Source organism: Intrasporangium mesophilum, from assembly GCF_054783095.1.
On the sequence record NZ_BAAGRF010000027.1, the window covers coordinates 164,429 to 187,780 of the forward strand.

Here is a 23,352-nt window from a genome sequence, read left to right on the forward strand (position 1 = left end):
CATGGTCTGACATCCCGTCCGACAACCAGTCCGACACAGTCTTTCCGAAGAGGTGCTTGAGCAGTGACCGTTCGCGTTGGTATCAACGGCTTTGGCCGCATCGGCCGCAACTTCTTCCGCGCCGCCCTGGCGTCCGGCGCCGACATCGAGGTCGTGGCGACCAACGACCTCATGGACAACAAGACGCTGGCCCACCTTCTCAAGTACGACTCGATCCTCGGCCGCTTCCCTGGTGAGGTCACCTACGACGAGTCGTCGATCAGCGTGGACGGCAAGGCGATTCGCGTCTTCGAGGAGCGCGACCCCGCTGCGATCGACTGGGCGGGTGTGGGCGCTGACGTCGTCGTCGAGTCGACCGGCTTCTTCACCGACGCCACCAAGGCCAAGGCGCACGTCGACGCCGGCGCCAAGAAGGTCATCATCTCTGCGCCGGCCAAGAACGAGGACATCACCATCGTCATGGGCGTCAACGACGACCTGTACGACCCGGCCGCCCACACGGTGATCTCGAACGCCTCGTGCACGACGAACTGCCTTGCTCCGATGGCCAAGGCTCTCCACGACGAGTTCACGATCGTCAAGGGCCTCATGACGACGATCCACGCGTACACACAGGACCAGAACCTCCAGGACGCACCGCACCGCGACCTGCGCCGCGCCCGCGCCGCTGCGCTCAACATCGTCCCCACCTCGACGGGTGCCGCCAAGGCGATCGGCCTCGTGCTGCCCGACCTCAAGGGCAAGCTCGACGGCTTCGCGCTTCGCGTCCCCGTGCCCACCGGCTCGGCGACCGACCTGACCTTCGAGGCGGGCCGCGAGACGACTGTCGAGGAGGTCAACGCCGCGGTCAAGGCCGCAGCCGAGGGCCCGCTCAAGGGCTACCTCACCTACACCGAGGACGAGATCGTGTCCAAGGACATCGAGACCGACCCCTCCTCGTGCATCTTCGACGCCGGCCTGACCAAGGTCATCGGCAACCAGGTCAAGGTCGTCGGCTGGTACGACAACGAGTGGGGCTACTCCAACCGCCTCGTCGACATCGTCAAGCTCGTCGGCTCCTCGCTCTGAGGGCGCCGGTGAAGACGATCAAGGACCTCGGCGACCTGCGCGGCAAGCGCGTTCTCGTCCGGTCCGACCTCAACGTGCCCTTGGACGGCACCACGATCACCGACGACGGCCGCATCCGCGCGTCCGTCCCGACGATCAAGGCCCTCACCGAGGCCGGCGCCCGCGTGATCGTGTGCGCCCACCTGGGACGGCCGAAGGGGGCTCCGGAGGCGAAGTACTCCCTGGCACCCGTCGCCCAGCGTCTCGGTGAGGTGCTCGGGCAGCCGGTCGCCTTCGCCGAGGACACCGTCGGCGAGGCGGCCCAGGCCAAGGTGGGGGCGCTCGAGGACGGCCAGGTCCTGCTGCTCGAGAACCTCCGGTTCAACCCGGGGGAGACCGCCAAGACCGACGAGGAGCGCGCCGGCTTCGCGGCCGAGCTGGCTTCTCTGGCAGACGTGTTCGTCTCGGACGGTTTCGGCGTGGTGCATCGCAAGCAGGCGTCCGTCTACGACGTCGCCAGGCTCCTTCCGCACGCCACAGGCGGGCTGGTCCAAGCCGAGGTCGACGTCCTGCGTCGGCTGACGCACGACCCCGAGCGTCCGTATGCCGTCGTGCTCGGTGGCGCCAAGGTCTCCGACAAGCTCGGTGTGATCGGCAACCTGCTCGGCACGGCCGACCGCCTCCTCATCGGAGGCGGCATGGTCTTCACCTTCCTCGCCGCCAAGGGGCTCGAGGTCGGCAGGAGCCTGCTCGAGGCCGACCAGATCGACACGGTCAAGGGCTACCTCGACCGTGCCGAGCGCGAGGGCATCGAGATCGTCCTGCCGGTCGACATCGTGGTGGCCGACGCGTTCAGCGCCGACGCCGCGCACGAGGTCGTCGGGGTCGACGCGATCCCGGCCGACCGGATGGGCCTGGACATCGGCCCGGCGTCGAGCGCCCTGTTCGCCGAGAAGCTCGCCGACTGCCGCACGGTCTTCTGGAACGGCCCGATGGGCGCGTTCGAGATGGCGCCGTATGCCGCAGGCACCGAGGCCGTGGCGCGCACCCTCGTCGAGGTGACCAAGGGCGGCGCCCTGACGGTCGTCGGTGGCGGTGACTCCGCCGCTGCCGTCCGCCAGCTCGGCTTCGCCGACTCGGACTTCGGACACATCTCGACCGGCGGCGGGGCCAGCCTCGAGTACCTCGAGGGCAAGGAGCTGCCCGGGCTCACGGTTCTCGAGGAGGGCGATGCCTGATGGCTAGCGACACCTCACCGGTCGGGCGCATCCCGCTGATGGCCGGAAACTGGAAGATGAACCTCGACCACCTGCAGGCCACCCACCTCGTGCAGAAGCTCGACTGGACGCTGCGGGACGCCAAGCACGACCACACCGCGGTCGAGGTGGCGGTGCTCCCTCCGTTCACCGACCTGCGGTCGGTCCAGACGCTCATCGAGGGCGACAAGCTGGACCTCAAGTACGGCGCCCAGGACCTCTCCCCGCACTCCGCGGGGGCGTACACCGGTGACATCTCAGGGGCGTTCCTGGCCAGGCTGGGCTGCACCTACGTCGTGATCGGCCACAGCGAGCGCCGCGAGGGTCATGACGAGACCGACGCCATGGTCGCCGCGAAGGTCAAGGCGGCCTACGCCCACGGCCTGACTCCGATCCTGTGCTGCGGCGAGCCGCTCGCCATCCGCAAGGAGAACGGCCAGGTCGAGCACGTCGTCGCGCAGCTGCGAGCCGCGCTCGACGGAATCACCAAGGAGCAGGCTGCCTCGGTCGTCATCGCCTACGAGCCGATCTGGGCGATCGGCACCGGCGAGGTGGCGACGCCTGAGGACGCCCAGGAGGTGTGTGCGGCGATCCGCACGCTCCTCGCCGAGCTCTACAGCGGCGACGTCGCCGACGGCATTCGCATCCTCTATGGCGGCAGTGTCAAGGCCTCCAACGTGGCCGCGATCATGGCCCAGGAGGACGTCGACGGCGCCCTCGTCGGTGGTGCGTCCATCGATCCGGCCGAGTTCGCGTCGATCTGCCGGTACCGCGATCACGTGACGGCCGGCTGACCGGCGTTCGGCCGATGGGGCTCGGGGCAGGTATCCTGTCCCGAGCCCCCGAAATCGTGGCCGACCGGCCCGAAACCCGACGATTTGGAGTGACCACGTGGATGCCGTGCGCATCGTGCTGCAGGTCCTGCTGGTGCTGACCAGCCTGGTCCTGACCCTGTTCATCCTGCTGCACAAGGGCAAGGGTGGTGGCCTGTCCGACATGTTCGGCGGGGGCATGTCGACGTCCCTCGGTGGCTCGTCCGTCGCCGAGCGCAACCTCGACCGCTTCACCGTGGCCGTGGCGCTCGTGTGGTCCACCGCAATCATCGGCCTGGGCATCCTGGCCCGCTTCCAGAGCTGAGGGGACGGCTAGATGGCCAGCGGAAACGCCATTCGCGGAAGCCGGGTCGGCGCGGGCCCGATGGGTGAGGCCGAGCGCGGCGACGCCGCGCCCAGGGTCTTCGTGTCGTACTGGTGCGCCAACGGGCACGAGACCCGGCCGAGCTTCGCAGAGGAGCCCGGCATGGTGCTCCCCGAGAACTGGGACTGCCCGCGCTGCGGCTTCCCGGCGGGCCAGGACAAGGACAACCCGCCCGCACCGCCGAAGGTCGAGCCCTACAAGACCCACCTGGCCTACGTGAAGGAGCGCCGCAGCGACGCCGACGGCGCCGCCATCCTCGACGAGGCCCTCGCGTCCCTGCGCGAGCGCGGCCTCATCCAGTAGCCGACCGTCTCCCGGTGCCGGCCGGCCGGCTCAGTCGAGTTCTCGACTGACGAGGCCGGTCGGCTTCGTGGCGTTCGGCCCTAGTCGGCGATCCGCGCCGGCACCTTCGCGGCCGCGTCGGTGTCGAGCAGCCAGAGCGTCGTCGTCTCACCGCGCAGCCCACAAGCAGGGATGTCCCAGCGCTGGGTCCCGGGCGTCAGCGCCGCCGCGACCGCGTCGGCCTTGTCCGAGCCCGAGACGAGGAACCACACCTCGTGGCTGCGTTCGAGGCATTCGAAGGTCAGGGACACCCGGTCCGCGGGTGGCTTGGGGGAGTCGTGCACCGCGACCGCGAGGGTGCCCATGACCTCACATGCGGGGTGGTGAGGGAACAGCGACGCGATGTGCCCGTCGGGCCCCACGCCGAGCAGCACGACGTCGAACTCGCCCTGACCGTGCTCATGCACCGTCTCGCCGTATGCTGCGGCGCTGGCCTCGGCGCTCTCCGATGTGTCGGGACCGGCGACCCGGTGCACCTTGGCCGGGTCCAGGCCGAGTGACATCAGACCGGCGTCGTCATTCTGGCGGTCGTTGCGCTGCGGGTCGCCCGCGGGCAGGTAGCGCTCGTCTCCCCACCAGACCCGCACGCGTGACCAGTCGACCGCGGAGCGGGCCGGGATCCGGGTCAGGGACGCGATGATCGCCGAACCCATCGACCCGCCGGTCAGGGCGAGCTGCGCCTCCGGCTTCTGGCTCTGGGCATCGATGATCGCGGTGACCAGGCGCGCAGCCGAAGCGTCGGCGAGCGGCTGCTTGCCGGGGTGCACGACGACCCGGGGGCCCGCGCTCACGAGCTCGCCTTCTTGGCGGCGGTGGCGCGCCGCGCCCGCGTCGTGCCCGCAGGCGTGCTCTTCGCCGTGCTCTGGGCGGGCGCCTCAGAACCCGAGGAGTCGCTGCTCACAGCCTTGGCATCGGTCGTCTTCGCGCTGGACTTGCGGGCCTTGGCGGTCTCCTTCTCGCGCGGAGTGCGCTTGCCGGCGAGCTTGCGCACCGTTGCGGCCCGCACCTGCTCCGTGCCGGCCGTCTCAGGCGCCGGTGGCGCGGTGATCATCGCGCTGGCGTCCTGAGCGGTCTCGTCGCGGCTGAGCCGTGCGGCGAGCCGGCGCGACGCAGCGGGGTCGGGGGCCTTGCCGGACTTCGCGGCCGCAGCCGCCGTGAGCCGCGCCGGTGCGAGGCCCTCGAGCCCGTGGAGCAGGGCGTCCTCGTACGTCTCGTCGGGGTCGAGGCGGCGCAGCTCGTCCGCGAGGATCTCCGGCATCTCCCGCCGCGGGAGGCTGATCCGGCGGGCGGGCTGGCCGGACTGTGACAGCGTCGCCACGACATCCCCGGGCCGGACGAGGTCGATCGGTCCGCTCTTGCGCTCGAGCCGCACGGAGCTGATGCCCGACCCACGCGGGGTGGAGACCCGGCTCACCGGAACCTTGAGCCGTCGAGAGAGCCAGGCCGCGAGGAGGTCGGTCGACGGAGAGTCCGGGGCGCCCGCGACGACGGCGCCACTGATCGGCTCGTAGGGCGGCTGGTCAATGGCGGCAGCGAGCAGGCCGCGCCACCGGGTCAGCCTGGTCCACGACAGGTCCGTGTCGCCGGGCGAGTAGTTGGTCGCTCGCTTCTTGAGCATGAACCGCGGGTTGCGGTGCTCCGCGGCGTCGGTGATGCGACGCTGTGCCATGGCGCCGATCGGGTCAGCCGCGACGTTGTCGGGGGCCTTGCCGGGCCACCACGCGACGATGGGGGAGTCGGCGAGCAGCAGCGGCACGACGACGCTCGGGCCGTGGTTCGCCAGCGGCCCGTAGAGGCGCAGGACGACGATCTCGCTGGCGCCGGCGTCGCCCCCGAGGCGGATCTGGGCATCGAGCCGGTTCTTGCCGCGGCGGTCGCCCGGGATGACGACGATGATGCGGCAGGGATGCTGGCGGCTCGCGTGGTTCGCCACGTCGATGGCCTCGCTGGCATCGGTTTCGTCGATGACGACGACCAGCGTGAGCACCCGGCCCAGCGCCATGGCGCCGACCTCGTTGCGCAGCCGGACGAGCGTCTTGCTGACGGCGGTCGTGGTGGTGTCGGTGAGGTCCCTGATCACGGCATCCTCCACGTGCGTCCGTCTTTGGCGAGCATGTCGTCGGCGCACGGCGGCCCCCACGTGCCGGCGGCATACTGCTGCGGCTTGCCGTTCTTGGCCCAGTGCCGGATGAGCGGGTCGAGGATCTGCCAGGACAGCTCGACCTCCTCGTGGCGGGGGAACAGCGGCGGGTCGCCGAGCAGCACGTCGAGAATGAGGCGTTCGTAAGCCTCGGGCGACGCCTCGGTGAACGCCGAGCCGTAGCCGAAGTCCATCGTCACGTCGCGCACCTCCATCTGCGCCCCCGGCACCTTGGAGCCGAACCTGATGGTGACACCCTCGTCGGGCTGGACGCGGATGACGATCGCGTTCTGGCCGAGCTCGTCGGTGGCCGTGTGCTCGAAGGGCAGGTGCGGAGCGCGCTTGAAGACGACGGCGATCTCGGTGACGCGCTTGCCCAGGCGCTTGCCGGCTCGCAGGTAGAACGGCACCCCGGCCCAGCGGCGGGTGTCGACCTCGAGGGTCACGGCCGCGAACGTCTCGGTCGTGGACGTCGGCTTGACGCCGTCCTCCTGGAGGTAGCCGACGACCTCCTCGGCGCCCTGCCAGCCCGCGGCATACTGCCCCCGGGCCGCGCCCTTGTCGAGGTCACGGGGCAACCGCACCGCCGAGAGCACCTTCTCCTTCTCCGCGCGCAGGTCGCGCGCGTCGAAGGAGACCGGCTCCTCCATGGCGGTCAGCGCCAACAGCTGGAGCAGGTGGTTCTGGATCACGTCACGAGCCGCGCCGATGCCGTCGTAGTAGCCAGCGCGCCCGGCGATGCCGATGTCCTCGGCCATCGTGATCTGCACGTGGTCGACGTAGTTGGCGTTCCACACGGGCTCGAAGAGCTGGTTCGCGAACCGCAGCGCCAGCAGGTTCTGGACCGTCTCCTTGCCGAGGTAGTGGTCGATGCGGAAGACCGCGTCGGGCGGGAAGACGCCTTCGACGATCTCGTTGAGCTGCTGCGCGCTCTTGAGGTCGTGGCCGAACGGCTTCTCGATGATGACCCGGCGCCAGCTGTCGCCCTCGGCGTGGGTGAGCCCGCAGCGCTTCAGCTGCTCGCAGACCTGGGCGAAGAACCCCGGCGGGATCGACAGGTAGAACGCGTGGTTGCCGCCGGTGCCTCTGTCGCGGTCCAGCTCGTCGACCGTCTTGGCGAGCAGGTCGAAGGCAGCCGGGTCGTCGAACGTCCCCGGCACGAAGCGGAAACCCTCGGAGAGGTTGCGCCAGACGTCCTCGCTGAACGGCGTGCGGGCGTACTGCTTGACCGCGTCGTGCACGACCTGCCCGAAGTCCTGAGTGGCCCAGTCACGACGGGCGAAGCCGATGAGGGAGAACCCGGGAGGCAGCAGGCCCCGGTTGGCGAGGTCGTAGATCGCCGGCATGAGCTTCTTGCGGGCGAGGTCGCCGGTCACACCGAAGAGCACGAGGCCACACGGTCCGGCGATCCGGGGGAGCCGTTTGTCTCTGGGGTCGCGAAGAGGGTTGAGCCCGTGGGCGACTCGCGCCGGACTCATCCACGGTCCCCTGGGGCGAGGGCGGCTCGCAGCTGGGCCAACCCGGCGTCGTGGTCAGTGAGGTGCAGCTGCAGGACCGGCCGCCCGTGGTCGGCCAGCACCGCCGCGTCGCCTCCCGCCTGCGCGGCGATGAAGTCGCCGAACGAGAAGTCGCGCCCGGGGATGGGGAGGTCCTGCTTCGGAGCCGTTGTCACCTGGAGGTAGACGCCGACGGCAGGCCCGCCCTTGTGGAACTGGCCGGTCGAGTGGAGGAAGCGCGGTCCCCAGCCGAACGTCGTCGGGCGCTCGGTGCGGCGGGCGAGCTCGCTGCGGCACTGCGCCAGGTCGGCGTCGCCGAGGCGGTCGAGGTACGCCATGACGGCTACGTACCCGTGTTGGGGGTCGAGCTGGGCGAACAGCGCGTCGAGGGCAGCGGCGACCGTGTCGGCGTCGCCGAGCCACCCGCTCGGGCCGCCCAGTGTCCGGATCTCGATGGCGCCGTCCGTCGCGGCAGGCGCTGCGCCCGCGCCGATCCCCTTGTCGAGCAGCTCGCGAGCAGCTTTCTTGGCGCTCTCGACGTCGGGCTGGTCGAAGGGGTTGATGCCAAGGAGGCGCCCCGCGACGGCGGTGGCGACCTCCCACAAGAGCAGCTGGGCACCGAGCGCGCCGCCAACGCGCACCTGGGAGACCGAGGCGTCCGCATCGGATCCGGCGGGGCCGTCGTCGTCGCCGACGAGCCGGGCCACGGTCACGTCGGCCGCGGGCCACCGCACCTCGGGGTCGTCCTCGCCGGCGACGACCACCGGGAGTATGCCGGTGCCGTCCTTGCCCGTGGACTCGGCGATGAGCTGCTCGGCCCAGTCGGCGAACCCGACGATGCCGGAGCCGTCGTCGACGAGGACGAGCTTGTCGCGCAAGGGCGTCGTGCCACCGATCGCGGCACCGAGACGCAGGCCTGGGTTGGCGTCGTCGTCGGCTGCGAGGAGGTCGGCAACCGCCTCGGCCTCGTCGAGGAGGGCCTCGATGTCCACTCCCGCAAGGCCGCTCGGCACGAGGCCGAAAGCGGTCAGGGCGGAGTACCGGCCGCCGACGTCGGGGTCCGCGTTGACGACGCGGTATCCCTTGTCCCGGGACTCCTTGTCGAGCGGGCTGCCGGGGTCGGTGACGATGACGATCCGGCCGGCGGGGTCGATGCCGGCGTCGCTGAACGCCTGCTCGTAGGCGCGTCGCTGTGAGTCGGTCTCGACGGTCGAACCCGACTTGCTCGACACGACGACCACCGTGTGCTCGAGATCGTCGGCGAGCGCGCGCCGGACGTAGTCGGGGTCCGAGGAGTCGAGCACGACGAGGTCCTTGCCGGCTGTCGCGCAGATGACCTCTGGAGCCAGCGACGACCCACCCATGCCGCAGAGCACGACATGGGTCAGGCCCTGCTCCGCGAAGCTGTCGCGAAGGGCCGCGACCTCGCCCACGAGCGGCCGGGACGACCGGGGGAGACCCACCCAGGAGAGGCGGATCCGTGACTCGGCTTCGGCCTCCGGGCCCCAGAGGGTCGCGTCCTGCGAGAAGAGCCGGCTCGCGACGGAGTCGCCGACAAGGGCCGGCACGTGCGCCGCGACCGCGTCCGCCGCAGCCCCTGACGCGCTGACGGACAAGGAGCTCATACGAGATCTCCCTCTATAGAACGCGGCGCCGCGGCACGCGCCGAAGCGAAGCGGAGGCGCCATCCAATACTGCTCATGCGCGCACCTTCTCCATCTCGGTGGTGACGCCATCCATCAGCTCGCCCCATGCCTTCTCGAACTTCTCGACACCCTCGTCCTCGAGCAGGTCGACGACCTCGGTGTAGGAGACGCCGATTGCATCGAGGTCGTCGAGCACGGTGCTGGCCTCGGCGTACGTGCCGGTGATGGTGTCGCCGGTGATGTCGCCGTGGTCGGCGGTGGCCTCGAGGGTCTTCTCGGGCATCGTGTTGACGATGCCCGGCGCCACGAGCTCGGTGACGTACATCGTGTCGGGGTAGGCCGGGTCCTTGACGCCCGTCGAGGCCCAGAGTGGCCGCTGCGCGTTGGCGCCTTCGTCGGCCAGGCTCGTCCATCGGGGCGTGGAGAAGACCTCCTCGTACGCCTGGTAGGCGAGCCGGGCGTTGGCCACGCCCGCCTTGCCGCGCAGGGTCTTTGCCTCGTCGGTGCCGATCGCGTCGAGGCGCTTGTCGATCTCGGTGTCGACCCGCGAGACGAAGAACGAGGCGACCGAGTGGATCTTCGACAGGTCCTTGCCGTCCGCGTGGGCCTTCTCGAGGCCCTCGAGGTAGGCGTTCATGACGGCGCGGTAGCGGTCGAGCGAGAAGATGAGCGTCACGTTGACGCTGATCCCCTCGGCGATCGTCGCGGTGATGGCCGGCAGGCCGGCCTTGGTGGCCGGGATCTTGATGAAGGCGTTCGCGCGGTCGACGGCGGCCGCCAGCTGCTTGGCCTGCGCGACGGTCTCGTCGGACTCGTGCGCGAGGTTCGGGTCGACCTCGATCGACACGCGGCCGTCGACGCCGTTGGTCGCCTCGTAGACCGGCATGAAGAGGTCGCACGCGTCGCGCACGTCGCTCGTGGTCAGCTCGAACACGACCTCGGCGGCGCTCTTGCCCTGCGCCGTCAGCACGGCCAGGTCGTCGTTGTAGCGGTCGCCCTTGGACAGCGCCGCCTGGAAGATCGACGGGTTGGACGTGACGCCGACGACGTTGCGCTCCTTGATGAGGTCGGTGATCCGCCCGGTCTCGAGGAGGTCGCGGGACAGGTCGTCGAGCCAGATCGAGACTCCCGCGTCGGACAGGGCCTGGGTGTTCGGGTTGGTCATGGTGTCACTTCCCGTTGGTGGTGGTCAGTTGGCGGACTCGGCGGCCTTGGCACTCGGGACCAGCTCGTCGCCCATGACGTCCGTGGCAGCGCTCTGGGCGGCACGCATGGGGCTGGTCTCGGTCACCCGCGGCGCCGTCGTCGCGGCGTGGTCGGCGGCCTTGAGCGAGTCCTTGGCCGCCTTGACCACGGTCTCGGTCGTGATGCCGAACTCGCGGTAGAGGGTCTGGTAGTCGGCGGACGCGCCGAAGTGCTCGATGCTGACGCTGCGGCCGGCGTCGCCGACGAGGTCGTGCCAGCCCATCGACACGCCGGCCTCGACGCTGACCCGGGCGCGCACCGATGGGGGCAGCACCTTGTCCTGGTAAGCGCGCGTCTGGCGCTCGAACCACTCGCGGCACGGCATCGACACGACGCGGGTCGCGATCTTCGACTTCTCCAGGCGCTCGGCGGCCGCGACCGCGAGCTGCACCTCGGACCCGGTGGCGATGATGACGACGTCCGGCTCGCCGGCGCGTGACTCCTCGACGAGGACGTAGGCGCCCTTGGCGACGCCGCTGGCCTTGCCGAGCTTCTTCCGGTCGAACGTCGGAACCGCCTGGCGGGTCAGGCACAGCGCCGCCGGGCCGCTGTTACGAGTGAGGATCTGAGCCCAGGCGGCCGCCGTCTCGTTGGCGTCGGCGGGCCGCACGACGTCCAGCCCGGGGATCGCCCGCAGGGCGGCGAGGTGCTCGATCGGCTGGTGCGTCGGGCCGTCCTCGCCGAGGCCGATCGAGTCGTGCGTCCACACGTAGGTCACGGGGACCTGCTGGATCGCGGCGAGCCGGACGGCGGGGCGCATGTAGTCGGAGAAGACGAGGAAGGTCCCGCCGTAGGGGCGGGTCAGCCCTTCGAGCGCGATGCCGTTGAGGATCATCCCCATGCCGTTCTCGCGGATGCCGAAGTGGAGCGTCCGGCCGTAGGGGCCGCCCTTCCACTCCCTGGTCTGCTTGCCGGTCGGGACGAACGACGGCTGCCCCTCCATCGTCGTGTTGTTGGACTCCGCGAGGTCGGCCGAGCCGCCCCAGAGCTCGGGCATCACGTCGGCGAGGGCGCCGAGCACCTTGCCCGACGCGGCGCGCGTGGCCAGGCCCTTCTCGTCTGCCGGGAAGGTCGGCAGGGCCTTGGCGAGGCCATCGGGTGCCTCGCCGGCGAGGACGCGGTCGAGCAGCTCCGCGCGGTCGGGGTTGGCCTTGCGCCAGGCCTTGAAGCTCTTCTCCCACTCGCGGTGCGCGGCCTTGCCGCGCTTGCCGACCTCGCGTGCGTGGCGCAGGACGGCGGGCTCGACGGTGAAGGACTTCGTCGGGTCGAAGCCGAGCAGCTCCTTGGTCGCCGACACCTCGGCGTCGCCGAGTGCGGAGCCGTGCGACTTGCCGGTGTTCTGCTTCGTGGGGGCCGGCCACGCGATGATCGTGTGCAGCACGACGAGCGTCGGCTTGTCGGCGACCTTCTCGCCGGAGCGGATCGCTGCGAGGAGCGCGTCGACGTCCTCCACGTAGGTGGCGCCGTTGGCGTCCTGGCGCCAGTCGACCTCGACGACGTGCCAGCCGTATGCCGTGAAGCGGGCGGCCACGTCCTCGCTGAACGCGATATCCGTGTCGTCCTCGATGGAGATCTGGTTGGCGTCGTAGACGACGGTGAGGTTGCCGAGCTCCTGGTGCCCCGCGAGCGCGCAGGCCTCGTGGCTGACCCCCTCCTGCATGTCACCGTCCGAGGCGATGACGTAGATGCGGTGGTCGAACGGGCTCGTGCCCGGCTTGGCGTCGGGGTCGAAGAGCCCGCGCTGGCGCCGCTGGGCCATCGCCATGCCGACGGCGGAGGCCAGGCCGGAGCCGAGCGGGCCGGTCGTGATCTCGACGCCCTTGGTGTGGTGCACCTCGGGGTGGCCCGGGGTCAGCGATCCCCACGTGCGCAGCGACTTGAGGTCGTCGAGGCCCAGGCCATAGCCCGACAGGTAGAGCTGGATGTACTGGGTGAGGCTGGAGTGGCCCGCCGACAGGACGAACCGGTCGCGACCGAGCCAGGTGGGGTCGGAGGGGTCGTGCGTCATGACGTTCTGGTAGAGCAGGTACGCCAACGGGGCGAGAGACATGGCCGTGCCAGGGTGACCGTTGCCGACCTTCTGAACGGCGTCCGCGGCGAGCAGGCGCACCGTGTCGACGGCACGCACGTCGAGGTCGCTCCAACCGGCCTTCTTGGCGACGGGCAGGGCAAGACCGGCGTCTCGCTGTGCCAGCAGGGCCTTCGTCGTCTTCGTGGTGGAACGAGAGCGGGTGGGCTTCTTCGCTTCAGCGGTGCTGGACGCAGCGGTGAGCACGGACGGGTCTCCTTAAGGCAGGGTCAATCTCGTACGGACACGAGCCTAGCCCTCGCCCTGTGAGCGACGACACTTCGACCGAGTGCCGGTCACGGGCGGTGCGCCGACCGCCAGCGCGACGGTCTAGACTTGCGTCGCAATGCTCCGTACCCGAGGGTGCGAGCGACGAACCAGCGGTGAGGATCTCAGTGACAACGGTGGACCCCCGCGCCGACCTGTCGGCGCTGCACGGTCCGGACGGCAGTGGACTGAGGTTCCTCGTCGGGCAGTACGTCTCGCTGATGAAGCCGCGGATCATCGAGCTGCTTCTCATCACGACGATCCCCGTGATGTTCCTCGCCGAGGGCGGGGTGCCCCAGCTCTGGCTCATCGTTGCGACCGTGGTGGGAGGCACTCTCTCGGCGGGCGCCGCCAACACCCTCAACTGCTACATCGACCGCGACATCGACGCGGTCATGCACCGCACCAGCCGGCGTCCGCTCGTCACCGGCACCGTGAGCCCCGCGGGAGCGCTCACCTTCGGCGTGGCCCTCACGGTCGCCTCGACCCTGTGGCTCGGGTTCCTCGTGAACTGGCTGAGCGCGGGGCTCGCCCTGGCGGCGCTGCTCTTCTACGTCTTCGGCTACACCCTGCTGCTCAAGCGCCGGACCGCACAGAACATCGTGTGGGGCGGGGCGGCCGGCTGCATGCCGGTGCTGATCGGATGGTCGGCGGTGACGAACACCGTCAGCTGGTCGGCGTTCATCCTCTTCATGGTGATCTTCTTCTGGACACCGCCGCACTACTGGCCGCTGTCGATGCGGTACAAGGACGACTACGCCACGGCGCACGTGCCGATGCTGCCGGTCGTCGAGCGTTTCGTGGTCGTCGCGGGGCAGATCGTCTTCTACTCCTGGGCGATGGTGCTCACGTCGCTCGCGCTGATCCCCGTCCAGCGGATGGGGTGGCTGTATGCCGTCGCGGCCGTCGTCTCCGGCGTGCTGTTCCTCGCTGAAGCGCACCGTCTGCTGGCGAAGGCGAAGGCGGGCGCGGCCGAGAGCGCGCTGAAGCCGATGCGGCTGTTCCACTTCTCGATCACGTATCTCACGATCCTGTTCGTCGGCGTAGCCCTCGACCCGATCTGGCACCTGCCGCTTCCCGGCCTCTCCTGACCGGCGGGTCCCACGGACCGCAACCAACGCCGCCGGACGTCACTCGGCTGCGAGCGGGTCCGCCTTGGTGGCGGTCCGCCGGGCCCCAAGGTGCGACGACTGCCGTCAGATCGCCGGATGGCCGTCCTCGAGGTAGAGCGTTCCCTCGTGGTTCGTGGCCAGCACTGTGAGCAGACGCTGGTTGTACGGCGCGGCGCGCAGGGCCCAGTCGTCCGGTCCGGTCCAATGGACGGCAGCGATCTCGCGCCTCTCCAGGCTCGCGTGCAGGACGACGTCCCGGTCGAGCACCCCGAGGTCGAAGACGAACACGGTGGCGTCGGCCCAGCCGTAGAGAGCTGGCAGCCAGTTCACCGCAAGCAGCGCGCGGACGGACACCTGCAGGTCGAGCTCCTCGCGCAGCTCGCGGACGACACAGGCAGCGGGCGACTCGTGCCGGTCGACAACGCCTCCCGGCAGGTCCCACTCGCGCTTGTAGACCAGCTCGCAGAGGAGCACCTCGCCATCGGGCGACCGCAGCACCCCCTGGGCGATGGCGCGCTTCGTCGGCAGCGTGGAGTCGAGCATGGCGGTGAAGCCGTCGCGGGTGTCCGGCAGCGGGTCCTCGCGGCGCCGCCCGAACACGACGGTGTCCTGACGGAGCCCGCCCAGGACGGCATTGCCGCGCAGCAGACCTTCACGGCGCAGGCCGGCGCGCAACGCGGTCCGTACGGAGGCGCGGTTCTCCGGGTTGACGTGCGCCTCGACCCGCTCGATCGACAGCGCCTCGAACGCCCACTCGACCAGGAGGCGGACGGCCCGCCAGGCGAGCCCCTGCCCGCGGAAGGGTGCGTAGACCGCCCACGAGAGGACGCCGACACCCGCGTCCGCCCGGCGCACGTCGACCGAGCCGGCCGGCATACCCCGCCACTGCACGAGGAAGGTCGCCTTCGACCCCGCCGCCCACTCCGCGTGGGTCTGGTCGATCCAGGCGCGGTGCTGGTCGGCCGAGGGCACGACGGCCGGGAAGTCGAACCACCGCGCGATCTCTTCGTCGTGCAGCAGCCTCGTCGGCTCGCTGTCGTCGCCGGTCCAGGGACGGAGCACGAGCTCGCCGTCGCGCAGGGTCGGCTGGTCCGTCACGCGTCCAAGACTAGGCAGGGGTGGCGGTCGGTCGGTCAGACGGGGTTTCGCCGAGTCGACAACACGCCCCAGGTGAGCGCCGCGACCAGGAGGCTCGCGCCGATCATGTGCATGAGGACGAGCATCTCGGGCAGCTTGGTGAAGTACTGGACGTAGCCGATGATCCCCTGGATCACGGTGACCACGAGCACGATGTCCCACGATCGCCTGGCCTCGTCGGTCGTCGCCGTGATGCGCACGGCGACGAGGGTGGCGATGACGAGGCCGCAGAAGAGCATCACCGTGTCGGCGTGCATCCACGAGACGAAACGCGGGTCGAAGTTGGTCCGGGCAGGACGGTCGGCGTCGCCGGAGTGTGGTCCGGATCCGGTGACGATCGTGCCGAGCACGAGCACGACCCCGCCGACGGCAGCCGTGCCGAAGGCGAGCTTCCTCGCCAGCGGATGGACCACAAGCTCGCCCGGGCCGGAGTCCTCGTCCTGCGCCCCTCGCACGAGTGCGGTGGACAGCGACACGAGCACCATCGACAGGAGGAAGTGCCCCATCACCGTCCACGGGTTGAGCCCGGTGAGCACGGTGATGCCGCCGAGCACGGCCTGCGCCGGGATCCCGGCGAGCACGGCGGCGGCCACGACGATCAGACGGCGTCGACCGGGCCACCGCATGAGCACGGCCACCAGGGACGCGACGGCGAGAAGGCCGACGACTCCCGTGAGCGTGCGGTTGCCGAACTCGACGAGGCCGTGGAAGGAGCTCTCCGGGGTGCGCACCGGGGTGAACGAGCCCGGCTGGCACTCGGGCCATGTCGAGCAGCCGAGTCCGCTGCCGGTGAGTCGCACGACGCCGCCGGTGGCGACGATGGAGATCTCGCCGACGAGGTTCGCGACAAGGATCGGGCGCACCCACCGCGACTGGGTGGCGGACAGGCGGGAGGTCGTGGTGGACACGCGTGACACGGTCAGAGCGTATGCCGCTGGCCCGGCGTCCGAGGAACCGGCCCCGAGAGCGCCCCGAACGGCGGCCGCTCAGGCCAGAGCGCTCAGGCCAGAGCGCTCAGGCCAGACCGCTCCAGACGGCCTCGGCTCCCGCGTGCCCGGCGAGGACCACCGTCGTGATCGCAGTCAGCGCTCCGAGCGTCACCAGGATCGACAGGAGCACCTCGAACGGGCGGCTGCGAGGCGTCTCCTGCTCGGGCGGTCTGACGAACCAGACCGCGGCGAGCGTGAGCACCATGAAGAGCAGGCAGAAGAGCTTGGCCCGGTCGCCCCAGTCGACGTGCTGCTGCACGAGGTCGAAGTCGGTCGTGCGCGCGCGCGTCGCCGACACGCGGACGAGCAGCTGCTCCCCGCTCTCGGCCGCGACGAACGCAGAGACTCCCGACACGAGGGCACCGACCGCCGTCGGCCAGCGGAGCGCGGTGCGCCAGCTGGGCCGGGCGACGTAGGCGATGGCGCACAGTGCCGACAGCGGCACCAGCACGACCACCGCGTGGATGGCCAGGGCGTGCATCGGGAGCCCGAAGATGTAGTCGAACACGTCGCCTCCGTACGTGGGAGCTTGAGGGGTGAGCAGCGTGCGGGTTCAGTCGTCGAAGCGGAACCATCGTGCAGCGAGCACGGTGGCAACGGCTCCCCACAGCACAACGATGCCGAGGGCAGGTACGTTCAGGGAACCCTCGACGAGCGCCGAGCGGAGCCCGTCGGCCAGGCCCGCAGAGGGCAGCAGCGCCGCGACGTGCGAGGCGCCGTCGGGCAGCTCCGTGCGCGGGACGACGACGCCTCCGAGAACGAGGAGCACGACCCAGACGAGGTTGGCCACAGCCAGCACCGCCTCGGCGCGCAGTGTCCCGGCCAGCAGGAGCGCCAGTGCCACGAAAGCCCAGGTGCCGACGACGAGGAACAGGACGGCATACGGGATGCCGGAGGCGCGCGGTCGCCAGCCGAGCGCGAGACCGAGCCCGGCGATGACGACGACCTGGACCAGCTCCACGGCGAGCGTGGCAGTCGCCTTCGCGGCGATGAGGCCGCCGCGGCCGAGCGGCGTCACGCCGAGGTAGCGGAGCACCGCATACCGGCGGTCGAAGCCCGTGGCGATCGCCTGGGAGGTGAACGCGGCGGAGATGATGCACAGAGCCAGGACCCCGGGGACCGCGACGTCGATGCGGTTGCCCGGCCCGAGCGAGGGGGTCGTCGAGTAGCTCAGGCCGACGAGGACCATCGCGGGCAGCAGCAGGGACACCAGCAGCTGCTCGCCGTTGCGCAGCAGGCTGCCCGCCTCGAACCTGGCCTGCGCGAGCACGCGCTGCCGCGGAGCCGCCGCCCTCACGCGGCCCCCTTCCTGGTGAGGCTGAAATAGACGTCCTCGAGCGAGCGACCCGCGGTGACCACCTCGAGCGTGCCCTCGGCGACGGTGCGCCCGGCGTTCATGATGACGAGGTGGTCGGCGAGGCGCTCGGCCTCCTCGAACGAGTGGGTCGTGACGACCACGGTGACGCCGCGGTCTCGTTGGTCGCGGATCAGGTCCCAGACGTCGAGCCGTCCGTGCGGGTCGAGACCGGCCACCGGCTCGTCGAGGAAGAGGACCTCCGGGCGGCCGAGGAGGGCGGCAGCGAAGGCCAGCCGCTGCTTCTGCCCGCCGGACAGGCGGCGCACGGTCGTGGACGCGAAGTCGGTGACGCCCAGGCTGCGCGCGACGGCCTCGACATCGGCCGGGTCGTCGTAGAGACGGGCCAGATGATGCAGCAGCCGCATCGGCTTGGTGCCGTTGGGCAGGCCACCGGCCTGCAGCACCACGCCGACCCGTGCCCGATGGTCGGCCGAGGCGTTCCACGGCGCGACGCCGAGCACCTCCACGACACCCGAGTCGGCCTTGCCCAGACCCACCGCACACTCGACGGCGGTGGTCTTGCCGGCGCCGTTCGGGCCGAGGACCGCAGTGACCTTGCCGGTGGGTGCCGACCAGGTGAGACCGTCGAGGGCTCGGACCGACCCGAATGCGCGGTGCAGGTCGGACAGTGTCACCGCGGCGGTCATGTCGGATGAGTCTAGGCTCGTCCCGACGACCCCGATCAGGCGCCTCGACCAGCGGTCCAGCGCCTGCTCCTCCCGACTCACGACGGAGACGCCCGACCCGTGAAGATCGACCCCGCCGCCAAGCCGTTCACCGTCATGGCCGCCGTGCCGACGGTGGTCGCCGCGCTCGCCCGCAAGCCGCGCACGACCGCAGCCCTGGGCCTGCTGACGGCGGGGGTGACCCTCTTCTTCCGCGACCCCGACCGCACGCCGGACACGACGCCCGTGACCGACCCGGACGTCGTGCTCGCCCCAGCGGACGGCATCGTCATGCATGTCGGCGAGCCGCAGCCCGGAGTGGCGCCGGAGGGGCAGTGGCAGCAGGTGAGCATCTTCCTCTCGCTCCTCGACGTGCACATGAACCGCTCTCCGTACGGCGGGCGCGTCGTCGACGTCACCCACGTCCCGGGGCGGTTCCTCGCGGCGTACCGCGCCGAGAGCGCCACCAAGAACGAGCGCAGCGAGATCGTCGTCGAGCGAGTCGTCGGCGGGCGCACCCGCCGCGTCGTCTACCGGCAGCTCGTCGGGCAGCTGGCGCGGCGCATCGTCACGCGGGTGCAGGCCGGCGACGAGGTCGCGACGGGGGAGCGGATCGGCCTGATGAAGTTCGGTTCCCGCATGGACGTGTTCCTGCCACCCGAGGTCGTCCTCGAGGTCTCCAAGGGCAAGCGGGCCGTCGGTGGTGAGACCGTGCTGGGCCGGTTCCCGGCCGCGCTGTCGAGCGACGCCTCATGAATGACGACGCCGGCACCGACCGGTCGTCACGGCCCCTGCCCCGGGCTCGCCAACGGGTGAGCCGCGGCATCCGGCTCGTCTCGCAGACCGGCGCACGCGTCGTCCCGTGGAGCCGGCTCAACCCGAAGGTTCGGGCCCGCGCGGTGCTGCCGAGCCTGTTCACCCTCGGCAACATGCTCTGCGGCTTCTCGTCGGTGCTGCTGTCCTTCCAGGGGGAGTTCCGGGTCGCGGCGGTCCTGATCGGCATCTCCATCGTCCTCGACATCGCCGACGGTGCAGTGGCCCGCGCGGTCGGGGCGATCACCCCGTTCGGGCTGCAGTTCGACTCGCTGGCCGACCTCATCTCGTTCGGCATCGCGCCCGCGGTGCTGGTGTACACCTGGGCCTTCCCCGCGCACCCTGCGTGGGCGTGGGTGGGCGCGATGTTCTGGCTGGCTTGCGCGGCCTACCGGCTGGCGCGCTTCAACGTGACCATCGACCCGCTGGCCGACAAGCGCTACTTCGTCGGGCTGGCCAGCCCTGGCGCCGCCGGGGTCGTCATCTCGACCGTCATGGCGATCGGCGACCCGCTCTACGACTGGGCGCCCCTGCTGCCGGTTGCGGCCGGGGTGCTGCCGGCCGCGCTCATGGCCTCCTCGTTCCGTTTCCGGTCCTTCCGCGACCTGCTGTCGCCGCGTCACCTGCGGATCTCGATCCCGCTCGCGGTCCTGCTCGTCCTCGGTCTCGTCCTCTACCCCGGGCCGACGGGGATGATCGTCGCGTACGGCTACGTGCTGACGTGCCCGCTCGGCTGGCTCACCGCGCCCCTGCGGCGCCGCTGGTTCGGGCCGAATGCCGTGGCACCTCCGCGGCGCAAGCTGCCCTCGGTGATCATGCCTCCAGAGCCCGATGAGGCGGATGAGGCTGACGAGGCGGATGAGGCCGACGAGGTGGACGAGACCGATGCGGAGCTCACGGGGCCGGAGCTCGCGGCGGGCCCGGTGGGCGGCGCGGACGACCCCGAGGGGAAGGGCCGGACGGGTCGCTCGGCCGGTTAGGCGAGCCTAACTGGAAGTGCCCCGGCCAATTACGTCACAATGGTGTTGTGTTTATCGGTGAGCACGCTCCGCGTGACACGAAGGACGGCGAGCACGTCTCGCCGCTCGAGTCACGCACGCGCTCGCGGGTCCTGCACATGGTCTCCGTCGACGGGCCCATCACGGCCGCCGAGCTGGGGCGCCACCTTGACCTGACCCCCGCCGCGGTCCGACGTCACCTCGACGCGCTCGTCGAGCAGGGTGCGGTCGAGCCGCACGAGCCCGCCGGTGTCCGGCGCGGCCGTGGGCGCCCTGCCCGCGCCTACGTCATCTCCGAGGCGGGCCACCGTGCGCTCGAGGCCGACTACGACTCGCTCGCCGTGGAGGTGCTGCGCTACCTCTCGGACCACGCCGGACCGGCTGCGGTCCGCGACTTCGCGCGCGGCCGGGTCGGCGAGCTCGAGAAGAAGTATGCCGACCGGATGGCCGTCGCGGGCGAGGACACCTCGGCCCGGGCTGACGTCCTTGTCGAGGCCCTGAGCGAGGACGGCTTCGCTGCCACCGCTCGACCCGTCGGCAGCGGTGCGCTCACCGGGGTCCAGCTCTGCCAGGGCCACTGTCCTGTGCAGCACGTCGCGGAGGAGTTCCCGGCGTTCTGCGAGGCAGAGACCGAGGCGTTCTCCCGCCTGCTCGGGGTTCACGTGCAGCGGCTCGCCACCCTGGCCGGTGGGCACCACGTGTGCACGACGTTCGTCCCGACGGGCGGACTCGCTCGGAAGACCACGGCGACCTCCGGTGTTGACGCCCCCGGGACCGCCACGCCACCGGCGACCATCAAGACCACAGCTCTGACCGCACCGCAGACCACAGCACAGAGCACTGCACAGACCACGCAACAGCTCACCCGGAACGACAGCCTCACGCACGTCAAGGAAGGTTCCTCATGACCACCCACATCGAAGAGCTCAACCCGGGCCTGAAGGACATCGGCCGTTACGAGTACGGCTGGGCCGACAGCGACCTGGCCGGCGCCTCCGCGCGCCGTGGGCTCAACGAGGATGTCGTGCGCGACATCTCGGGCCGCAAGAGCGAGCCGGAGTGGATGACCAAGCTCCGGCTCAAGGGCCTGTCACTCTTCTCGAAGAAGCCGATGCCGTCGTGGGGCTCGGACCTGACCGGCATCGACTTCCAGAACATCAAGTACTTCGTGAAGTCGACCGAGAAGCAGGCGGCGACCTGGGACGAGCTCCCCGAGGACATCAAGAACACCTACGACCGGCTCGGCATCCCGGAGGCGGAGAAGCAGCGCCTCGTCGCGGGTGTGGCCGCGCAGTACGAGTCCGAGGTCGTCTACCACCAGATCCGTGAGGACCTCGAGGCGCAGGGCGTCATCTTCCTCGACACCGACACGGCGCTCAAGCAGCACGAGGACGTCTTCCGCGAGCACTTCGCCACGGTGATCCCGGCCGGTGACAACAAGTTCGCGGCGCTCAACACGGCCGTCTGGTCGGGTGGCTCGTTCATCTATGTCCCGCCGGGTGTGCACGTCGACATCCCGCTGCAGGCCTACTTCCGGATCAACACCGAGAACATGGGCCAGTTCGAGCGGACGCTGATCATCGCCGACGAGGGCTCCTACGTGCACTACGTCGAGGGCTGCACCGCGCCGATCTACAAGTCCGACTCGCTGCACTCGGCGGTCGTCGAGATCATCGTCAAGAAGAACGCCCGGGTGCGTTACACGACCATCCAGAACTGGTCGAACAACGTCTACAACCTCGTGACCAAGCGCGCCACCTGCGAGGAGGGCGCCACGATGGAGTGGATCGACGGCAACATCGGCTCCAAGGTGACGATGAAGTACCCGGCGGTCTTCCTGCTCGGCGAGCACGCCAAGGGCGAGACCCTCTCGATCGCCTTCGCCGGCGAGGGCCAGCACCAGGACACGGGCTCCAAGATGGTCCACGCTGCCCCGAACACGAAGAGCTCGATCATCAGCAAGTCCGTCGCCCGCGGCGGTGGGCGCGCGTCGTACCGCGGCCTCGTTCAGGTGCTCGAGGGCGCCTCGCACTCGGCATCGACGGTCCGCTGCGACGCCCTGCTCGTCGACACCATCAGCCGGTCGGACACGTACCCCTACGTCGACATCCGGGAGGACGACGTGTCGATGGGTCACGAGGCGACCGTGTCCAGGGTGTCCGAGGACCAGCTCTTCTACCTCATGTCCCGCGGCATGGCCGAGGACGAGGCCATGGCGATGATCGTGCGCGGCTTCATCGAGCCGATCGCGCGCGAGCTGCCGATGGAGTACGCCCTCGAGCTCAACCGCCTCATCGAACTCCAGATGGAAGGAGCCGTCGGCTGATGTCAGTTGCCGACACGCTCGTCGACACGGGCAGCTCCGTGGCCGACGCTGCAAACCGTGCCCACACCGACTCGGCTGCGGCTTTCGTGCCCCAGCAGTCCCGGGCCGAGCGCACCGCCTCGTTCGACCTCGCCGCGTTCCCGATCCCGGGGGGTCGCGAGGAGGAGTGGCGCTTCACCCCCGTCAAGAAGCTCGCCGGGCTCTTCGAGGCCGGCGCGAGCGGCACGCTCGCGTGGACGGCCGACCTGCCCGAGGGCGTCACGACCTCGACGATCTCGGCGACCGACGCGCGGGCGCTGGGCATCCTGCCCCCACAGGACCGCGCGGCCGCCGTTGCCGGCACCGTTGACCACGTGGTCCTCGTCGACATCGAGGCCGAGGCGGAGCTGGCCGAGCCGGTCCGCATCACGCTCGACGGTGTCGGTGGGCAGACCGTGCACGGCCACATCGTCGTGCGCGCCGGTCACCACGCCAAGGGCACCGTCGTCCTCGAGCACACCGGCACCGCGCACTACACCCAGCTGCTCTCCGTCGTGACTGGTGACGCCTCCGACCTCACCGTTGTCGCCGTTCAGCGCTGGGACGACGACGCCGTGCACCTCGCGCAGCACGACGCGCTGGTCGGCCGCGACGCCGCCTACAAGCACCTCGCGGTGTCTCTGGGCGGGGAGGTCGTGCGCATCAACGCCAACGTCCGCTATGCAGGTCCCGGCGGCGACGCGACTCTGCTCGGCGTGTACTTCGCCGATGCCGGACAGCACCTCGAACACCGCTCCTACGTCGACCACAACGCGGCCCACTGCAAGAGCAGAGCGACCTACAAGGGGGCACTGCAGGGCCGCACCGCCCGGACGGTCTGGGTCGGTGACGTGCTCATCCGTGCAGAGGCCGAAGGCACCGACACCTACGAGCTCAACCGCAACCTCGTGCTCACCGACGGCGCCCGCGCCGACTCCGTGCCCAACCTCGAGATCGAGACGGGTGAGATCGTCGGCGCCGGCCACGCGTCGGCCACGGGGCGGTTCGACGACCTGCAGCTGTTCTACCTGCAGTCACGCGGCATCCGCGAGGACGAGGCCAAGCGCCTCGTCGTCCGCGGCTTCTTCGCCGACCTCGTCCGCGAGATCCCGCTGCTCGACCTCCGCGACGAGATCACGGCCGCGATCGAGGAAGAGCTCGAGACGACGGCATACGCCGCTCCCACCCAGACCACCCCAACCACCACCCCCGACAGCACCAAGGAGAACTGAC

The 23,352-nt window shown here is 70.4% G+C and carries 22 protein-coding genes; 11 read left to right on the top strand and 11 right to left on the bottom strand.

Going from position 1 to position 23,352, the window contains the following annotated elements; all coding sequences use genetic code 11:
* The first annotated feature begins 63 nt into the window (after positions 1-63).
* The 5 genes from gap to ACYVLP_RS19010 all read left to right on the top strand — a co-directional run bounded on the left by gap (position 64) and on the right by ACYVLP_RS19010 (position 3,803).
* Entirely contained in the window at positions 64-1,068 is a 1,005-nt protein-coding gene (gene gap, locus ACYVLP_RS18990) for a type I glyceraldehyde-3-phosphate dehydrogenase (RefSeq protein WP_452269530.1), read from the top strand.
* Between the two features lie 8 nt (positions 1,069-1,076).
* On the top strand, positions 1,077-2,285 hold the full coding sequence (locus tag ACYVLP_RS18995; protein ID WP_460628891.1) for a phosphoglycerate kinase: 1,209 nt from the start codon (positions 1,077-1,079) through the stop codon (positions 2,283-2,285).
* Positions 2,285-3,097, top strand: a complete 813-nt coding sequence (gene tpiA / locus ACYVLP_RS19000) for a triose-phosphate isomerase (protein ID WP_460628892.1) — start codon at positions 2,285-2,287, stop codon at positions 3,095-3,097. Before ACYVLP_RS18995 ends, tpiA begins: the two co-directional genes overlap by 1 nt.
* Before the next feature lie 97 nt (positions 3,098-3,194).
* On the top strand, positions 3,195-3,440 hold the full coding sequence (gene secG, locus ACYVLP_RS19005) for a preprotein translocase subunit SecG (RefSeq protein WP_452269527.1): 246 nt from the start codon (positions 3,195-3,197) through the stop codon (positions 3,438-3,440).
* Between the two features lie 12 nt (positions 3,441-3,452).
* On the top strand, positions 3,453-3,803 hold the full coding sequence (locus ACYVLP_RS19010) for an RNA polymerase-binding protein RbpA (RefSeq protein WP_452269526.1): 351 nt from the start codon (positions 3,453-3,455) through the stop codon (positions 3,801-3,803).
* An 80-nt stretch (positions 3,804-3,883) separates the two neighbouring features.
* Here the strand turns inward: ACYVLP_RS19010 and pgl are convergent, their stop codons facing one another.
* The 6 genes from pgl to tkt form a co-directional block, all read right to left on the bottom strand.
* Positions 3,884-4,633, bottom strand: a complete 750-nt coding sequence (gene pgl / locus ACYVLP_RS19015) for a 6-phosphogluconolactonase (protein ID WP_460628893.1) — start codon at positions 4,631-4,633, stop codon at positions 3,884-3,886.
* Positions 4,630-5,922 carry a glucose-6-phosphate dehydrogenase assembly protein OpcA gene (locus ACYVLP_RS19020; RefSeq protein WP_460628894.1) on the bottom strand — a complete coding sequence of 431 codons (1,293 nt, stop codon included), beginning with the start codon at positions 5,920-5,922 and terminating at the stop codon, positions 4,630-4,632. Before ACYVLP_RS19020 ends, pgl begins: the two co-directional genes overlap by 4 nt.
* Entirely contained in the window at positions 5,919-7,460 is a 1,542-nt protein-coding gene (gene zwf, locus ACYVLP_RS19025) for a glucose-6-phosphate dehydrogenase (protein WP_452269523.1), read from the bottom strand. The genes ACYVLP_RS19020 and zwf overlap by 4 nt, the downstream gene beginning before the upstream one ends.
* Positions 7,457-9,103: a glucose-6-phosphate isomerase gene (locus ACYVLP_RS19030; RefSeq protein ID WP_460628895.1), complete on the bottom strand. Its 1,647-nt coding sequence runs from the start codon at positions 9,101-9,103 to the stop codon at positions 7,457-7,459. Before ACYVLP_RS19030 ends, zwf begins: the two co-directional genes overlap by 4 nt.
* 73 nt (positions 9,104-9,176) lie before the next feature.
* The gene (gene tal, locus ACYVLP_RS19035) at positions 9,177-10,289 is read right to left on the bottom strand and encodes a transaldolase (RefSeq protein ID WP_460628896.1); all 1,113 of its coding nucleotides are present in this window, start codon (positions 10,287-10,289) and stop codon (positions 9,177-9,179) included.
* A 24-nt stretch (positions 10,290-10,313) separates the two neighbouring features.
* Entirely contained in the window at positions 10,314-12,644 is a 2,331-nt protein-coding gene (tkt, locus tag ACYVLP_RS19040) for a transketolase (RefSeq protein WP_460628897.1), read from the bottom strand.
* 176 nt (positions 12,645-12,820) lie between these two features.
* On the opposite strand from tkt, the gene ACYVLP_RS19045 reads away from it, so the two are divergent.
* Complete coding sequence (locus ACYVLP_RS19045) at positions 12,821-13,795, top strand: heme o synthase (protein WP_460628898.1); 975 nt, start codon at positions 12,821-12,823, stop codon at positions 13,793-13,795.
* Between the two features lie 105 nt (positions 13,796-13,900).
* Here ACYVLP_RS19045 and ACYVLP_RS19050 read toward each other — a convergent pair whose 3' ends face one another.
* The 5 genes from ACYVLP_RS19050 to ACYVLP_RS19070 all read right to left on the bottom strand — a co-directional run bounded on the left by ACYVLP_RS19050 (position 13,901) and on the right by ACYVLP_RS19070 (position 17,946).
* Complete coding sequence (locus ACYVLP_RS19050; RefSeq protein ID WP_460628899.1) at positions 13,901-14,914, bottom strand: NUDIX hydrolase; 1,014 nt, start codon at positions 14,912-14,914, stop codon at positions 13,901-13,903.
* 35 nt (positions 14,915-14,949) lie between these two features.
* A complete protein-coding gene (locus ACYVLP_RS19055; RefSeq protein WP_460628900.1) occupies positions 14,950-15,861 on the bottom strand; it encodes a COX15/CtaA family protein in 912 nt (303 codons plus the stop codon).
* Positions 15,862-15,967: 106 nt separating this feature from the next.
* Positions 15,968-16,450: a DUF2231 domain-containing protein gene (locus ACYVLP_RS19060; RefSeq protein ID WP_460628901.1), complete on the bottom strand. Its 483-nt coding sequence runs from the start codon at positions 16,448-16,450 to the stop codon at positions 15,968-15,970.
* Between the two features lie 45 nt (positions 16,451-16,495).
* Positions 16,496-17,239 (bottom strand): ABC transporter permease, encoded by a 744-nt coding sequence (locus ACYVLP_RS19065; RefSeq protein ID WP_460628902.1) that lies wholly within the window; start codon positions 17,237-17,239, stop codon positions 16,496-16,498.
* A complete protein-coding gene (locus tag ACYVLP_RS19070) occupies positions 17,236-17,946 on the bottom strand; it encodes an ABC transporter ATP-binding protein (protein WP_460628903.1) in 711 nt (236 codons plus the stop codon). Before ACYVLP_RS19070 ends, ACYVLP_RS19065 begins: the two co-directional genes overlap by 4 nt.
* A 99-nt stretch (positions 17,947-18,045) precedes the next feature.
* Between ACYVLP_RS19070 and ACYVLP_RS19075 the strand changes: the two genes are divergently transcribed.
* From ACYVLP_RS19075 to sufD, 5 genes are read left to right on the top strand one after another with little or no spacing between them, the layout of a single operon-like run.
* The gene (locus ACYVLP_RS19075) at positions 18,046-18,720 is read left to right on the top strand and encodes a phosphatidylserine decarboxylase (RefSeq protein WP_460628904.1); all 675 of its coding nucleotides are present in this window, start codon (positions 18,046-18,048) and stop codon (positions 18,718-18,720) included.
* Positions 18,717-19,757 (top strand): CDP-alcohol phosphatidyltransferase family protein, encoded by a 1,041-nt coding sequence (locus ACYVLP_RS19080; protein ID WP_460628905.1) that lies wholly within the window; start codon positions 18,717-18,719, stop codon positions 19,755-19,757. The genes ACYVLP_RS19075 and ACYVLP_RS19080 overlap by 4 nt, the downstream gene beginning before the upstream one ends.
* A 47-nt stretch (positions 19,758-19,804) precedes the next feature.
* Positions 19,805-20,683 (top strand): helix-turn-helix transcriptional regulator, encoded by an 879-nt coding sequence (locus ACYVLP_RS19085; RefSeq protein ID WP_460628906.1) that lies wholly within the window; start codon positions 19,805-19,807, stop codon positions 20,681-20,683.
* On the top strand, positions 20,680-22,101 hold the full coding sequence (sufB, locus tag ACYVLP_RS19090; RefSeq protein ID WP_460628907.1) for a Fe-S cluster assembly protein SufB: 1,422 nt from the start codon (positions 20,680-20,682) through the stop codon (positions 22,099-22,101). The genes ACYVLP_RS19085 and sufB overlap by 4 nt, the downstream gene beginning before the upstream one ends.
* The gene (gene sufD, locus ACYVLP_RS19095) at positions 22,101-23,351 is read left to right on the top strand and encodes a Fe-S cluster assembly protein SufD (RefSeq protein WP_460628908.1); all 1,251 of its coding nucleotides are present in this window, start codon (positions 22,101-22,103) and stop codon (positions 23,349-23,351) included. The genes sufB and sufD overlap by 1 nt, the downstream gene beginning before the upstream one ends.
* Position 23,352 lies beyond the last annotated feature (1 nt).

Bases quoted from the DNA above. Each gene is read 5' to 3' on its own strand.
- zwf (WP_452269523.1), bottom strand. From the start codon at position 7,460: ATGAGTCCGGCGCGAGTCGCCCACGGGCTCAACCCTCTTCGCGACCCC.
- ACYVLP_RS19080 (WP_460628905.1), top strand. From the start codon at position 18,717: ATGAATGACGACGCCGGCACCGACCGGTCGTCACGGCCCCTGCCCCGG.
- ACYVLP_RS19030 (WP_460628895.1), bottom strand. From the start codon at position 9,103: ATGAGCTCCTTGTCCGTCAGCGCGTCAGGGGCTGCGGCGGACGCGGTC.
- ACYVLP_RS19010 (WP_452269526.1), top strand. From the start codon at position 3,453: ATGGCCAGCGGAAACGCCATTCGCGGAAGCCGGGTCGGCGCGGGCCCG.
- tal (WP_460628896.1), bottom strand. From the start codon at position 10,289: ATGACCAACCCGAACACCCAGGCCCTGTCCGACGCGGGAGTCTCGATC.
- sufD (WP_460628908.1), top strand. From the start codon at position 22,101: ATGTCAGTTGCCGACACGCTCGTCGACACGGGCAGCTCCGTGGCCGAC.
- tpiA (WP_460628892.1), top strand. From the start codon at position 2,285: ATGGCTAGCGACACCTCACCGGTCGGGCGCATCCCGCTGATGGCCGGA.
- ACYVLP_RS19070 (WP_460628903.1), bottom strand. From the start codon at position 17,946: ATGACCGCCGCGGTGACACTGTCCGACCTGCACCGCGCATTCGGGTCG.
- sufB (WP_460628907.1), top strand. From the start codon at position 20,680: ATGACCACCCACATCGAAGAGCTCAACCCGGGCCTGAAGGACATCGGC.